The organism is [Erwinia] mediterraneensis (genome assembly GCF_900604315.1).
GTDB classification, from domain to species: domain Bacteria; phylum Pseudomonadota; class Gammaproteobacteria; order Enterobacterales; family Enterobacteriaceae; genus Pantoea; species Pantoea mediterraneensis_A.
On record NZ_LR026978.1, the window covers coordinates 1,935,755 to 1,949,256 of the forward strand.

Genomic DNA, 13,502 nt, shown 5'->3' on the forward strand with positions numbered 1-13,502 from the left:
GCTTGACGGGATCGACATGAATCCCGTCTCGCTCCCGCCAGCCGCGGCAGAAAGAAAAAAGCACGCCCGTTGGGGGCGTGCCTTAAACCGCGGCGCAGAGAGGTTTACTGTTCGTTTTCGTCGGTATAGCGTTTGGCTTTGTAGGTAGGATACATCAGGTTCTGCACCGAGAAGATGTCGTCCAGTTCGCTTTCGGTCAGCAGCCCGCGCTCCAGCACCACTTCACGCACGCTCTTACCGGTCTCGGCGCAAATCTTGCCGACGATATCGCCGTTGTGGTGGCCGATGTAGGGATTGAGGTAGGTGACAATGCCGATAGAGTTAAAGACGTAAGCTTCACATACCGATTTGTTGGCAGTAATGCCGTTCACGCACTTCTCCAGCAGGTTGTAGCAGGCGTTAGTAAGAATCGTGATGGATTCAAACATCGCCTGGCCGATAACTGGTTCCATCACGTTCAGCTGAAGCTGACCCGCTTCAGAGGCCATAGTCACCGTGGTGTCATTACCGATCACTTTGAAGCAAACCTGATTTACCACTTCCGGCACCACCGGATTGACTTTTGCCGGCATGATGGAGGAGCCCGCCTGCAGTTCCGGCAGGTTAATTTCGTTGAGTCCGGCGCGCGGACCGGAGGAGAGCAGACGCAAGTCGTTACAGATTTTCGACAGCTTCACAGCCAGACGTTTCAGGGAGGAGTGCACCATCACGTAAGCGCCGCAGTCGGAGGTGGCTTCAATCAGGTCTTCAGCAGGCACCACCGGCAGATTACTTACCTCGGCCAGACACTGTACTGCCAGCTGCTGATAGCCTTCCGGCGTATTAAGACGCGTACCGATGGCAGTTGCGCCCAGGTTGACTTCCAGCAGCAGTTCAGCGGTACGCAGTATGTTTCGGGTCTCTTCATTCAGCAACACGTTAAAGGCGTGGAATTCCTGGCCCAGGGTCATCGGCACGGCGTCCTGCAACTGGGTGCGGCCCATTTTCAGAATGGCGTCAAACTCAACCGCTTTACGCTGGAAGCCTTCACCCAACTGATGAATAGCATCCACCAGTTTCAGAATGGAGGTATAAACGGCGATGCGGAAGCCGGTAGGGTAGGCGTCGTTAGTGGACTGGCATTTATTGACATGATCGTTGGGATTAAGGAACTGATAGTCACCTTTCTGATGGCCCATCAGTTCAAGACCGATATTGGCGAGCACTTCGTTGGTATTCATGTTAACGGAGGTGCCGGCGCCTCCCTGATAGACATCTACCGGGAACTGATCCATACATTTACCGTTGTTCAGCACCTCATCGCAGGCCTGAATAATGGCGTTAGCCACATTACGCGGAATGGTTTGCAGTTCGCGGTTAGCCAGGGCCGCGGCTTTTTTTACCATCACCATGCCACGGACAAACTCAGGGATATCGCTGATCTTACTGTTACTGATGTAGAAATTTTCAATCGCGCGCAGAGTATGAACACCGTAGTAAGCATCTGCCGGCACTTCGCGCATACCTAACAGATCTTCTTCGATACGAATGTTGTTCGCCATGATTACCTTCTTATTATTGATGCTCATCATCCTTCAGGCGGTAGCGGCTGTGACGCTGACTGCGAATTGAAATCTGTTGGGCATCGCTTGCAAGTGATGTGAAAAATATTGTCGTGGAATACCAGTACCGACATTTTATCCATCTTCAGCCTGGCGAGCACGATCATATGCTGTCGTTTTAGAAAAGCCTGTATCCAGATCACTTTACGACGATTTGCTGATACCGCGTTGTGAACGTTATGTGACAGTTGTCGCAGAATCGGAGCGGAGCAAAAAATTGCCGGCAGCGGTTGAAAAGCGCCAGGTGCAGGCCCATCTCTTTTTTATCATCATGTCGATGAACCTCTTTCGCTGCCTGGCTCAGGCGAGGCAGCCCCAACAGACAGGAGAATACGGTGCGCTGGTTACCGTTAGTGATTTTCTTTTTGCTGGCCTGGATTGAAATTACGATTTTTATCCAGGTTGCTCACGTGCTGGGCGTATTGCTTACCATGTTGCTGGTGATTTTCACCTCGTGCATCGGTATTTCGCTGGTAAAAAACCAGGGGATGAAAAACTTTATTGCTATCCAGGAGAAGCTGGCGCGTAACGAAAGCCCGGCCGCTGAGATGGTAAAAAGCGTTTCGCTAATCCTGGCGGGTTTTCTGCTGCTGCTGCCTGGCTTTTTTACCGACTTCATCGGTTTACTGCTGTTACTGCCGCCGGTGCAGAAGCACCTGACGCTGAAGCTGCTGCCCCATTTGCGTGTCTGGCGCGGTCCGGGGCAGAGTCCCGACAGCGGCTATACCATGGATGGTGAGTTCGAGCGTAAAGAGCAAAACCGCATCGAACATGACAAGCAGGATCGCGAATAATTCTGAGGCGGCAGTGAGCCGCCTTTTTTACAGCCAACTGGCGAGAAATGCATCATTTGTTAGCCAGAAGAAAATTTTTTTATTTTTTTGCCCTTGAAAGCACCCGGGCCTGACCCTATCTCTTGCCCACGAGGCCGGAAGCCCCTACAGCCCGGCGTTCAACCCTAAGTGAATGATTGGACTTCTCAAAGGAGAGCTATCAAATGAAAATTCGTCCATTGCACGATCGCGTTATCGTCAAGCGTAAAGAAGTAGAAGCTAAGTCTGCTGGCGGCATCGTTCTGACCGGCTCAGCGGCGGGCAAATCAACCCGTGGCGAAGTAGTCGCTGTAGGCAATGGCCGCATTCTGGAAAGCGGCGAAGTGAAGCCGCTGGACGTGAAAGTGGGTGATGTTGTTATTTTCAACGAAGGTTACGGCGCGAAAACGGAGAAAATCGACAACGAAGAAGTTCTGATCATCTCTGAAAGTGACATTCTGGCGATTGTTGAAGCGTAATTTACGCGTAATTCACTGAACGAAACGAATTTAAGGGATATTTGAAATGGCAGCTAAAGACGTAAAATTCGGTAATGACGCACGCGTAAAAATGCTGCGTGGCGTAAACGTACTGGCAGATGCAGTGAAAGTTACCCTGGGCCCGAAAGGCCGTAACGTGGTACTGGATAAATCTTTTGGTGCGCCTAACATCACCAAAGACGGTGTTTCTGTAGCGCGTGAAATCGAGCTGGAAGACAAGTTCGAAAACATGGGCGCACAGATGGTGAAAGAAGTCGCCTCGAAAGCGAATGACGCTGCGGGCGACGGTACCACCACTGCAACCGTACTGGCTCAGTCTATCGTTAACGAAGGCCTGAAAGCCGTCGCTGCGGGTATGAACCCGATGGATCTGAAGCGCGGTATTGATAAAGCCGTTATCGCCGCCGTTGAGCAGCTGAAAGCCCTTTCTGTTCCGTGCTCTGATTCTAAAGCCATTGCGCAGGTTGGTACTATTTCTGCTAACTCCGATGAAAGCGTCGGTACCCTGATCGCTCAGGCGATGGAGAAAGTGGGTAAAGAAGGCGTTATCACCGTTGAAGAAGGCACCGGTCTGCAGGACGAACTGGACGTTGTTGAAGGTATGCAGTTCGACCGCGGCTACCTCTCTCCGTACTTTATCAACAAACCGGAAACCGGTGCTGTTGAGCTGGAAAGCCCGTTCATTCTGCTGGCTGACAAGAAAATCTCTAACATCCGCGAAATGCTGCCGGTGCTGGAAGCCGTAGCGAAAGCAGGCAAACCGCTGCTGATCATCGCTGAAGATGTGGAAGGTGAAGCGTTGGCGACCCTGGTGGTGAACACCATGCGCGGCATCGTGAAAGTGGCTGCAGTGAAAGCACCTGGCTTCGGTGATCGTCGTAAAGCAATGCTGCAGGATATCGCTATCCTGACCAACGGTACCGTTATCTCTGAAGAGATCGGTATGGAGCTGGAGAAAGCGACGCTGGAAGACCTGGGCCAGGCGAAACGCGTGGTTATCAACAAAGACACCACCACCATCATCGATGGCGAAGGTGACGAAACGGCTATCCAGGGCCGCGTCTCTCAGATTCGTCAGCAGATCGAAGAAGCGACTTCTGATTACGACAAAGAAAAACTTCAGGAGCGCGTCGCGAAACTGGCAGGCGGCGTCGCCGTACTGAAAGTCGGTGCAGCCACTGAAGTTGAAATGAAAGAGAAGAAAGCTCGCGTTGAAGATGCCCTGCACGCGACCCGTGCGGCGGTAGAAGAAGGCGTGGTTGCCGGTGGTGGCGTGGCGCTGGTACGCGTAGCGTCCAAACTGCAGGATCTGCGTGGCCAGAACGAAGATCAGAACGTGGGTATCAAAGTTGCGCTGCGCGCAATGGAAGCGCCGCTGCGTCAGATCGTGGCTAACGCCGGTGAAGAGCCGTCTGTGGTGGCTAACGCCGTGAAAGCGGGCGAAGGTAACTATGGTTATAACGCGCAGACTGAAGAGTATGGCGATATGATCGCATTCGGTATCCTGGATCCGACCAAAGTAACCCGTTCTGCGCTGCAGTACGCGGCTTCTGTTGCCGGTCTGATGATCACCACTGAATGTATGGTCACTGATCTGCCGAAAGGCGACGCACCTGACTTAGGTGCTGGCGCTGGCGGCATGGGCGGCATGGGTGGTATGGGCGGCATGATGTAATCGCCCCCGACTCTGCTGTCAGAAAACCCCCGATCGGAAACGGTCGGGGGTTTTTCTTTTGGTGGGGAAAATAGTATAAGTAAGAGCACAATATTTCGGCTTACCGGGTTCAGGGCAATGAATGTACAGAAAAAAGCGTGATTTTTCTGTTACCTTGCCCCCCGACTCTGATGATAATAAATGGGGATTATAATGCGGATTAACCTCTTGCTCGGACTGGCTGTCGGTGCGTTACTGCTGACGGGCTGTAGCAGCTCTACGCAACTGAGCGCTGGTGGCGAGCGCGTCACCTTTGCCGATCAGCAACCGGGCAGTGAATGTCAGCTGCTGGGCAATGTCACCGGCTCCCAGAGCAACTGGCTGAGCGGTGCGGGTGGCGAAAGCAGCGCATTGCGCGGTGCAGCTAACGACCTGCGTAACCGTGCCGCGGCGATGGGCGGCAACGTGATTTATGGTGCCACCAGTCCGACACATAACCTGCTCTCAGCCTTTGCGCCGCTCGACAGCGAGATGAGTGGCCAGGTCTATAAATGTCCATAACCTCGGCTGCGCGTGATTAAGCCGAAAAAAGGGGCGATATTCTCGCCCCTTTTTTTTGCGCTTCACCGCTTATTCCTGACGCAGCTGTAAATCCAGCGGCGTCTTGCTTGGCTCTCCGCCGATTTCACGCGCCAGTTTTGGCACCATATAGCCAGAAACCAGCGTCAGCAACTCGCGCACCAGCGCCCGCGCCTCGTCGTCAGCGACAAAAAAGTGCGCCGCGCCCTGCACCTTATCCAGCACATGCAGGTAATAGGGCAGAATGCCCGCATCAAACAGCGCATTGCTCAGCGCCGCCAGCGTCTGCGCATTGTCATTCACGCCCCGCAGCAGCACGCTCTGGTTAAGCAGAGTAACGTCCGCCCGTTTCAGCATCAGCATGCCCTGACGCAGCTCATCATCGATCTCGCGGGCGTGGTTAATATGGGTGACCATCAACACCTGCAGGCGCGACTGCGCCAGCCGCTGGCACAGCCCTTCGGTAATGCGCGCCGGAATCACCACCGGCAGGCGGCTATGGATACGCAGGCGTTTGAGGTGAGGAATCGCTTCCAGTTCGCTAATCAGCCAGTCCAGCTCATGATCTTTTGCCATCAGCGGATCGCCGCCGGAGAAAATAATTTCATCCAGCTCAGGATGGGCGGCAATATAATTCAGTGCACTCTGCCAGTTGCGCTTGTTGCCCTGATTATCCTGGTAAGGAAAATGGCGACGGAAACAGTAGCGGCAGTTCACCGCGCAACCGCCTTTGACCAACAGCAGCGCACGGTTTCTATACTTATGAAGTAAACCGGGCACCACGCTGGTTTGCTCGTCGAGCGGATCGGTGCTGTAACCTGGCGCGTCGATAAACTCCTGCTGGCTGGTCAGTACCTGCAGCAACAGGGGATCCTGCGCATCGCCTTTTTGCATGCGCCGGATGAACGCACGCGGGACGCGCAGGGCAAAAAGGCGACGTGCGTCACGCCCCGCAGCCAGTTCTGTATGCTGGTCGAGAGCTAAAAGTTGTAGTAATTCATTGGGTTCAGTGACGACATCAGCGAGTTGCTGCAACCAATCTTCTCTGGACGGGGTATTTAGGGTTACAATGTGTGCCATTTTTTTGGCTAAGTACCAGTATCAATTTGTAGAGGGCCTTCATGGCGACATATTCTAGCAACGATTTCCGTTCCGGTCTTAAAATCATGTTCGAAGGCGAGCCTTATGCCATCGAATCCAGCGAGTTTGTTAAGCCAGGCAAAGGCCAGGCTTTCGCTCGCGTGAAAATGCGTCGTCTGCTCACTGGCAGCCGCGTTGAGAAAACCTTCAAATCTACCGATTCCGCTGAAGGCGCAGACGTTATCGATATGACGCTGCAGTACTCTTATAACGACGGCGACTTCTTCTATTTCATGCACCCGGAAACTTTCGAGCAGTATCAGGTCGAAGCCAAAGTGCTGGAAGATGTACAGAAATGGCTGCAGGATAACGCTGAATGTATCGTGACGCTGTGGAACAACAAAGCCATTGCCGTTCAGCCGCCGAACTTTATCGAAGCGGAAATCACTGAAACCGATCCGGGCCTGAAAGGCGATACCGCTGGTACCGGTGGTAAACCTGCTACGCTGAGCACCGGCGCAGTGGTAAAAGTACCGCTGTTCGTGCAGATTGGCGAAGTGGTGAAAGTGGATACGCGCTCAGGCGAATACGTATCACGCGTTAAGTAAGAGCTTCATCAGGCGCATCCGGGATGCGCCTTTTTTTGTGTGGGTTATGAACAATGAAAAAGCGAGTTATCTTTATCGCGTTTGCGTTGCTGATGACTTCAGCACTGAGTGCCTGTAATACCTTCCGTGGTTTTGGCGAAGATGTTTCGCATCTGGGCGGTGCCATCTCGCGTGCGGCGAACTAAACCTTTCTGCGGAACGAGCAGGGCAGTCGCAGTGTGTTCCTCAGGCAGAAATTTCCTTTTTATGAACAGTTGATTAAGCAGGTGCACGGATACCGTCTATGCTTAAAACGCTGTACTTTTACTGCAACCAAAAAGGAAATTGTCATGTTAAAGAAAAGTATTGTCACCATCTTCTCTGTACTGGTTCTCTCCTCGCTGTTGAGCGCATGTAACACCACGCGTGGCGTGGGCGAAGATGTGGAAGCCGGTGGCCAGGCCATTCAGCGCAGCACGCAGTAATTCAAACCGGTGCGAAACCACGCTGTTTCGTACCGGCTTTTCCTTTCCTGTTACGACTGATTCACCCAAATTAGCTTATCTACCGCGAATCCCGCCTGACGCGCCTGTTCTGTCAGTTGCTGTTTCACCGCCTCGTCCAGCTGTGGCGTGCGTGACAGAATCCACAGATAGTTGCGGTTTGGCCCGCAAACCAGCGCGTAACGGTAGTTATCATCCAGCGCAATGACGTTATAGCCGCCATAAAAGGGGCCAAAGAAGGAGACTTTCAGTGCCGCACGCTGTGGCGAGCCGGTAAAGTAAGCTTTACCGATACTCTCTTTCCAGCGACCTTTTTCCGGTTGCCAGCCGCGGTTAATGACTTTCAGGCCGCCATCATCCCGCTTACTGTAGGTTGCGGTGACGTGATCCAACCCGCGTTCAAAACGGTGGTCGAGACGGGCAATTTCGTACCACTGACCAAGATAGCGGTCGGCCTCAAAACCCTCTACTACGTTGACGTTTTTGGGTGGTGTTGTGGAGCAGGAAACAGAAAGCAGGGCGCTCAGGCCCGCAGCAACCATTTTCCATACCGACATCAGGATTCCCTTAGTTATTGAATAATGAATAAAGATAAAGATAGCAGCCCGCTGCGTTACTGCTTGCGCATCCGGCAAACATCATTGTTGCGAGTGGGTGACGTTGTTTGCGCCTCGCAATACGGGTAGACTGCCACCCCCTGTCTGTCTGAGGAGTGATCATCATGAGCGAAACGGCAAGCTGGCAGCCGAGCGCACCCATTGCCAATTTGTTGAAACGTGCGGCCATTATGGCAGAAATCCGCCGTTTCTTTGCCGATCGCGGCGTGCTGGAGGTGGAAACACCGGCCATGAGTCAGGCAACTGTTACCGATGTCCATCTGGTGCCCTTTCAGACCCGTTTTGTTGGGCCTGGGGCTTCACAGGGTCTGGACCTCTGGCTGATGACCAGCCCCGAATATCATATGAAACGCCTGCTGGCGGCGGGCAGCGGACCGATTTATCAGCTGGGCCGCAGTTTCCGTAATGAAGAAGCGGGCCGCCATCATAATCCTGAATTCACCATGCTGGAGTGGTATCGCCCGCACTACGACATGTACCGGCTGATGAATGAAGTGGACGATTTGCTGCAACAGGTGCTGGAGTGCGACAGCGCCGAGTCGCTCTCCTATCAGCAGGCTTTTATTCGCCATCTGGAGCTGGATCCGCTCTCCGCTGACAAAACGCAGCTGCGCGAGGCGGCAGCCAAACTTGGCGCAGCCGAGCTGGCTAATGCGGAAGAGGATCGCGATACCCTGCTGCAGTTGCTGTTTATGCTGGGCGTGGAACCCAAAATCGGTCAGGAAAAACCGGCCTTTGTGTATCACTTTCCGGCCAGCCAGGCGGCTCTGGCGGAAATCAGTACGGAAGATCACCGCGTCGCGGAACGCTTTGAAGTCTATTACAAAGGGGTCGAGCTGGCGAACGGCTTCCGTGAGCTGACTGACAGCCGGGAACAGCGTCAGCGCTTTGAGCAGGATAACCGTCGGCGCGCGGCGCGCGGCTTACCGCAGCATCCGATTGATACTCATCTGCTGGCGGCGCTGGATCACGGGCTGCCCGCCTGTTCCGGCGTGGCGCTGGGGGTCGATCGGGTGATTATGCTGGCCCTGAAAGCGGAATCGCTGAGTGAAGTGATCGCTTTCCCGGTGGATCGCTGCTGATACGCAAGCGGCTGCGTGCCATCACTGTCACGCAGCCGTGTTGTCAGCCATCGCTCCGGGGAAATTCCTGGATGGTGACCGGCAAGGTAAGTTTCTGATCGTTACGCAACACCTCGACATTGATCACCGAGCCTGGTCGGATCTCCGCCACCTGATCCATGGTCTCCTGGGCAGAGATAGCGGGTTTACCGTTTACGCTGATCAGCACATCGTTTTTCTGAATGCCTGCTTTATCCGCCGGCCCCTCAGGCGCGACATCACTGACAATAATGCCCTGAACGCGATCGAGATTTCCTCCCTGATTATGCAGCGGCGGCAACTCGCGTCCGGTAATGCCGATAAAGCCACGGATCACGCGACCGTCGCGGATCAGCTTGTCCATAATCTTGCTGGCTAATGCGGTAGGAATCGCAAAGCCGATCCCTTCAGGCGTCTCGCCATCACTGCTTTTATCAAAGGTGAGGGTATTAATGCCCATCAGTTCGCCCAGCGAGTTAATCAACGCGCCACCTGAGTTGCCCTGGTTGATGGAGGCGTCCGTCTGCAGGAAGTTCTGACGTCCGGATGAGCTTAAGCCGATACGGCCGGTGGCGCTGATAATCCCCTGCGTAACTGTCTGACCGAGGTTATAGGGGTTGCCAATCGCCATCACCACATCGCCAATATGCGGGGTGCGTGCAGGATTAATCGGGATCACCGGCAGGCTGGAGGCGGTGATCTTCAGGACCGCCAGATCGGTCATGGCATCTGAGCCCACCAGCGTCGCCTCAAAGAAACGCCCATCCTGTAACGCAACGATAATCTGATCGGCGTTATTTATTACGTGCTTGTTTGTCAGGATATAGCCGCGTGCGTTCATGATAACGCCGGAGCCCAGCGTGGTGATGCCGTGGTTATTATTGCCGTGCGCGCTGCGGTTATAGACGTTTACCACGGCAGGCACAGCGCGACGCACCCCCTGATTAAAGCTAAAGGGCGTTTCGTTTTCGCTGCTGTTCGTACTGTACAGGGCTTCACTGCCCTTTCTGAGCGTCGGTACCGCCGCAAGCAATATCGCTGCAACGATCAGGCCCATGACCACTGAACGTAAAAGTTTAGGAAACATGGTGTTAACTTAACCCGGGAAAGATCGCAGGGCAGGATAGCATGAGAAAGGCGGACAAACACGCGGTTGTGTCCGCCTTATGTGATAAGGGTAAAGGCGAGCGCCCTTACCTCAGCAGCAGATAGATGCTCTCCTCGCCGCGCACCACATTCAGCGCCAGCACCGGCGGTTTACCCTCCAGCACTTTGCGCATTTCAGCAAGGCTCTGCACGCGGGTACGGTTCACGCCGACAATCACGTCATCTTTTTGCAAACCGACCTGCTCGGCAGGCGTGCCTTTTTCAATGATATCCACCTTCACGCCTTTATCGCCCGCTTTGGTCTGGCCGTCGCTCAGGGTCGCGCCCTGCAGGGCAGGAGAGAGCAGCTGAGCGCTGGCGGTGCTTTGCGCACTCTGTTCCAGCGTCACGCTCACCTCCAGCGGTTTACCTTCACGCAGCAGGCCCAGCTTGACCTGTTCACCAGGCGGCGTAGTGCCAATTTTTACCCGCAACTCGGCAAAACTGCTGATCGGCTTATCATTGATGGCGGTGATGATATCGCCCGCTTTGATACCCGCTTTTTCAGCGGCGGATTTCGGCAGCACTTCAGAAACGAAGGCGCCGCGCTGCGCTTCCACATTAAAGGCTTTTGCCATATCGGCGGTCATCTCTGTGCCTTTAATGCCGAGCTGGCCGCGTTTCACTTCGCCAAACTTAATCAGCTGCTGCGCAAGGTTGACGGCCATGTTGCTCGGAATGGCGAAGCCGATACCGATGTTGCCACCGCTGGAGGCGAGAATCGCGGTATTGATGCCGATCAGCTCGCCGTTCAGGTTAATCAGCGCACCGCCGGAGTTGCCGCGGTTGATGGCGGCATCGGTCTGAATAAAGTTTTCCAGCCCTTCCAGATTCAGGCCGCTGCGCCCCAGAGCGGAAATAATGCCTGAGGTCGCCGTTTGCCCCAGACCAAAGGGGTTGCCGATGGCCACGGCGAAATCGCCCACCTTCAGCTGATCCGAGTCGGCGATTTTTACCTGCGTCAGATTTTTCGCCCCTTCAATCTGAATCAGCGCAATGTCGGTTTGTTCATCATGGCCAATCAGCTTCGCCGCGTATTCGCTGCCGTCACCCAACTGCACATTGATCTTATCGGCACCGTTCACCACATGGTTATTGGTCAGGACATAACCTTTGGCCGCATCGATAATCACCCCTGAACCCAGACCTTCAAAGGGTTGCGGCTGATTATCGCCGGGCAGCTGACCAAAGAAACGCTTCAGCGGCTCCGGAATGTCCTGCGCCTGTGCGGTTTGTGTGCCTTCCACATGCACACTGACCACAGCCGGCAGGACTTTTTCCAGCATAGGCGCCAGGCTGGGCAATGGCTGCCCCTGAATTTGCGCCGGCAGCGTAGCCATGGCTGCGGGGGCCAGCACCAGGTTCATCCCAATGCTCAAGGCTAATGCGCTTAACAGTCGTGATGGTTTTTTCATTGCTACAACGCTCTCGCTGCAAAATGTGGGAGATAAAAGTGTGTGACAGCTGTTCAGGCCTGGGGTTCGCAAAAATAAAAGGGCGCAGAAGCGCTGCGCCCAATAAGATCAGTCACGCGCCGGGCGTTCACCACGCAGCAGGCCGGAAGCCTCTTCTGAGTAGTCACGCGGTATCTGTACCGGCGCCTGGTCGTTATCCGCTTCTGCTTCCGTCAGCTGATAAGTAAAGGGATTCTTCTCACCCGGCAGATCGGGCAGCAGATCGTTAGAGCCTTTCGCCATATGCTGATAAAGCTGGCGGTAATCGCGCGCCATGTTATCCAGCAATTCAGCGCTGCGCGCAAAATGGTTGGTCAGCTCTTCGCGGTAATCAGCCAGCTCCGCTTTCGATTTTTCCAGTTCATACTGCATGCTGCGCTGCTCGCGCAGTTTCTTATTGCCGAAACGCATGGCGACCGCGCCGATAATGATGCCAATCACTAAACCAATAAGCCCGTATTCCCAGGTCATAATGACTCCCGTGTAATTTCCGTTGTTCCGTAGGGCATTTCTTCACTTTTAACAGGCGGCGCCCCGTAATTAACCGTCAATACCAGCACAACGTCTGATGACGGGACACAGACTCCACTATACCCGTTAATCTTAAGGAAGTGGAATCCTGCTGCGGCATCGCTTAGTGTAGAGCGGCCTTTTTTTTGTTAACCGATAGATGATTCGGAAAATTCAGGGACCCGAGAGAACCATGCAAACTTCATCACCGCTGGCGCGCTATGAGCAGGCGCTGGCGCAAGGCGATTATCAACCCGATGACGTGCAGCGCGATGCGATTACCCGTTTAGACCGCATTCAGCAGGCGCTGGCCGGGCGTCAACAGACCCCGCCTGCGGGGAGCCGCGGGCTTTTTGGCCGTCTGGCGAAACTGATAGGTAATGAAAAGCCCGCTGCGCAGCCCCCGGTACGCGGCCTGTATATGTGGGGCGGTGTCGGGCGCGGCAAAACCTGGGTGATGGATCTCTTTTTTCAGTCAATTCCTGGCGATCGTAAGTTACGCCTGCATTTTCATCGCTTTATGTTGCGCGTGCACCAGGAGCTGACGCGTCTGCAGGGCGAGAGCGATCCGCTGTTGATCATTGCCGATGGCTTTAAGGCGGAGACTGATATCCTCTGCTTTGATGAGTTTTTTGTCTCCGATATCACGGATGCCATGCTGCTGGGCACACTGATGGCTGCTCTGTTTGAGCGCGGCATTACGCTGGTGGCCACGTCGAACATTCCTCCCGATGAGCTTTATCGTAACGGCTTGCAGCGCGCCCGTTTTCTGCCTGCCATTGAGCAGATCAAACGTCACTGCGACGTAATGAATGTGGACGCCGGTATCGATTATCGTCTGCGTACGCTCACCTCAGCTCATCTGTGGAATTTTCCGCTGAATGCGCAAAGCGCGCAGGAGATGGAGCGGATGTTTAAGGCGCTTTCCGGCGGCGCGCGCGACGAGGCGCCCACGCTGGAGATCAATCACCGTCGGCTGCCGACGCTCGGCATGCGCGAAGGAGTGCTCGCCATCGATTTTACCACCCTGTGCGGGGAAGGGCGCAGTCAGCACGACTACATTGAACTGTCGCGTCGTTTCCACAGCGTGCTGCTGTTTGACGTGCCGGTGATGATTTATAAAACCGAAGATCAGGCACGACGTTTTCTGGCGCTGGTGGATGAATTTTATGAGCGCCACGTCAAACTGGTGGTCTCGGCAGAAACCTCGTTGTATGAGATTTATCAGGGCACGCGCCTGAAATTTGAATACCAGCGCTGTCTGTCGCGTCTGCAGGAGATGCAAAGCGAAGAGTACCTGCGCCTGCCGCATCTGCCGTGAAAAAAAGCGGAGGAAAAAAGAGCAATGTCGCAAAAAAC

General features: G+C 54.4%; 15 protein-coding genes. 9 read left to right on the top strand and 6 right to left on the bottom strand.

Features of this window, described 5'->3' with window-relative positions; all coding sequences use genetic code 11:
• Positions 1-104: 104 nt before the first annotated feature.
• Positions 105-1,541, bottom strand: coding sequence for an aspartate ammonia-lyase (gene aspA / locus E0E17_RS08990; RefSeq protein WP_130833551.1), 1,437 nt, complete (start codon positions 1,539-1,541; stop codon positions 105-107).
• 395 nt (positions 1,542-1,936) lie between these two features.
• On the opposite strand from aspA, the gene E0E17_RS08995 reads away from it, so the two are divergent.
• The 4 genes from E0E17_RS08995 (at position 1,937) to E0E17_RS09010 (ending at position 5,128) form a co-directional block, all read left to right on the top strand.
• The gene (locus E0E17_RS08995) at positions 1,937-2,395 is read left to right on the top strand and encodes an FxsA family protein (RefSeq protein WP_130833554.1); all 459 of its coding nucleotides are present in this window, start codon (positions 1,937-1,939) and stop codon (positions 2,393-2,395) included.
• Positions 2,396-2,598: 203 nt separating this feature from the next.
• Positions 2,599-2,892: a co-chaperone GroES gene (locus E0E17_RS09000; RefSeq protein ID WP_130833556.1), complete on the top strand. Its 294-nt coding sequence runs from the start codon at positions 2,599-2,601 to the stop codon at positions 2,890-2,892.
• Positions 2,893-2,938: 46 nt separating this feature from the next.
• Positions 2,939-4,588, top strand: a complete 1,650-nt coding sequence (groL, locus tag E0E17_RS09005) for a chaperonin GroEL (RefSeq protein WP_130833558.1) — start codon at positions 2,939-2,941, stop codon at positions 4,586-4,588.
• 192 nt (positions 4,589-4,780) lie between these two features.
• Entirely contained in the window at positions 4,781-5,128 is a 348-nt protein-coding gene (locus E0E17_RS09010) for a DUF4156 domain-containing protein (protein WP_130833560.1), read from the top strand.
• Positions 5,129-5,197: 69 nt separating this feature from the next.
• Here the strand turns inward: E0E17_RS09010 and epmB are convergent, their stop codons facing one another.
• On the bottom strand, positions 5,198-6,226 hold the full coding sequence (gene epmB / locus E0E17_RS09015; RefSeq protein ID WP_130833562.1) for an EF-P beta-lysylation protein EpmB: 1,029 nt from the start codon (positions 6,224-6,226) through the stop codon (positions 5,198-5,200).
• A gap of 41 nt (positions 6,227-6,267) precedes the next feature.
• Here epmB and efp point away from each other — a divergent pair, with 41 nt between their 5' ends.
• The 3 genes from efp to E0E17_RS09030 all read left to right on the top strand — a co-directional run bounded on the left by efp (position 6,268) and on the right by E0E17_RS09030 (position 7,298).
• A complete protein-coding gene (gene efp / locus E0E17_RS09020) occupies positions 6,268-6,834 on the top strand; it encodes an elongation factor P (protein WP_130833564.1) in 567 nt (188 codons plus the stop codon).
• Between the two features lie 53 nt (positions 6,835-6,887).
• A complete protein-coding gene (locus E0E17_RS09025) occupies positions 6,888-7,019 on the top strand; it encodes an entericidin A/B family lipoprotein (RefSeq protein ID WP_130833566.1) in 132 nt (43 codons plus the stop codon).
• Between the two features lie 144 nt (positions 7,020-7,163).
• Positions 7,164-7,298, top strand: a complete 135-nt coding sequence (locus E0E17_RS09030; protein ID WP_130833569.1) for an entericidin A/B family lipoprotein — start codon at positions 7,164-7,166, stop codon at positions 7,296-7,298.
• 50 nt (positions 7,299-7,348) lie between these two features.
• Here the strand turns inward: E0E17_RS09030 and E0E17_RS09035 are convergent, their stop codons facing one another.
• Positions 7,349-7,873, bottom strand: a complete 525-nt coding sequence (locus tag E0E17_RS09035; RefSeq protein WP_130833571.1) for a lipocalin family protein — start codon at positions 7,871-7,873, stop codon at positions 7,349-7,351.
• Positions 7,874-8,037: 164 nt separating this feature from the next.
• Here E0E17_RS09035 and epmA point away from each other — a divergent pair, with 164 nt between their 5' ends.
• Positions 8,038-9,015, top strand: a complete 978-nt coding sequence (gene epmA / locus E0E17_RS09040; RefSeq protein WP_130833573.1) for an elongation factor P--(R)-beta-lysine ligase — start codon at positions 8,038-8,040, stop codon at positions 9,013-9,015.
• Positions 9,016-9,058: 43 nt separating this feature from the next.
• Here the strand turns inward: epmA and degS are convergent, their stop codons facing one another.
• The 3 genes from degS to zapG form a co-directional block, all read right to left on the bottom strand.
• On the bottom strand, positions 9,059-10,120 hold the full coding sequence (degS, locus tag E0E17_RS09045; RefSeq protein ID WP_130833576.1) for an outer membrane-stress sensor serine endopeptidase DegS: 1,062 nt from the start codon (positions 10,118-10,120) through the stop codon (positions 9,059-9,061).
• A gap of 106 nt (positions 10,121-10,226) precedes the next feature.
• Positions 10,227-11,594, bottom strand: a complete 1,368-nt coding sequence (gene degQ, locus E0E17_RS09050) for a serine endoprotease DegQ (protein ID WP_130833578.1) — start codon at positions 11,592-11,594, stop codon at positions 10,227-10,229.
• Positions 11,595-11,702: 108 nt separating this feature from the next.
• Entirely contained in the window at positions 11,703-12,104 is a 402-nt protein-coding gene (zapG, locus tag E0E17_RS09055; RefSeq protein ID WP_130833580.1) for a Z-ring associated protein ZapG, read from the bottom strand.
• A gap of 232 nt (positions 12,105-12,336) precedes the next feature.
• Between zapG and zapE the strand changes: the two genes are divergently transcribed.
• Positions 12,337-13,464: a cell division protein ZapE gene (gene zapE / locus E0E17_RS09060; RefSeq protein WP_130833582.1), complete on the top strand. Its 1,128-nt coding sequence runs from the start codon at positions 12,337-12,339 to the stop codon at positions 13,462-13,464.
• Positions 13,465-13,502: the final 38 nt, after the last annotated feature.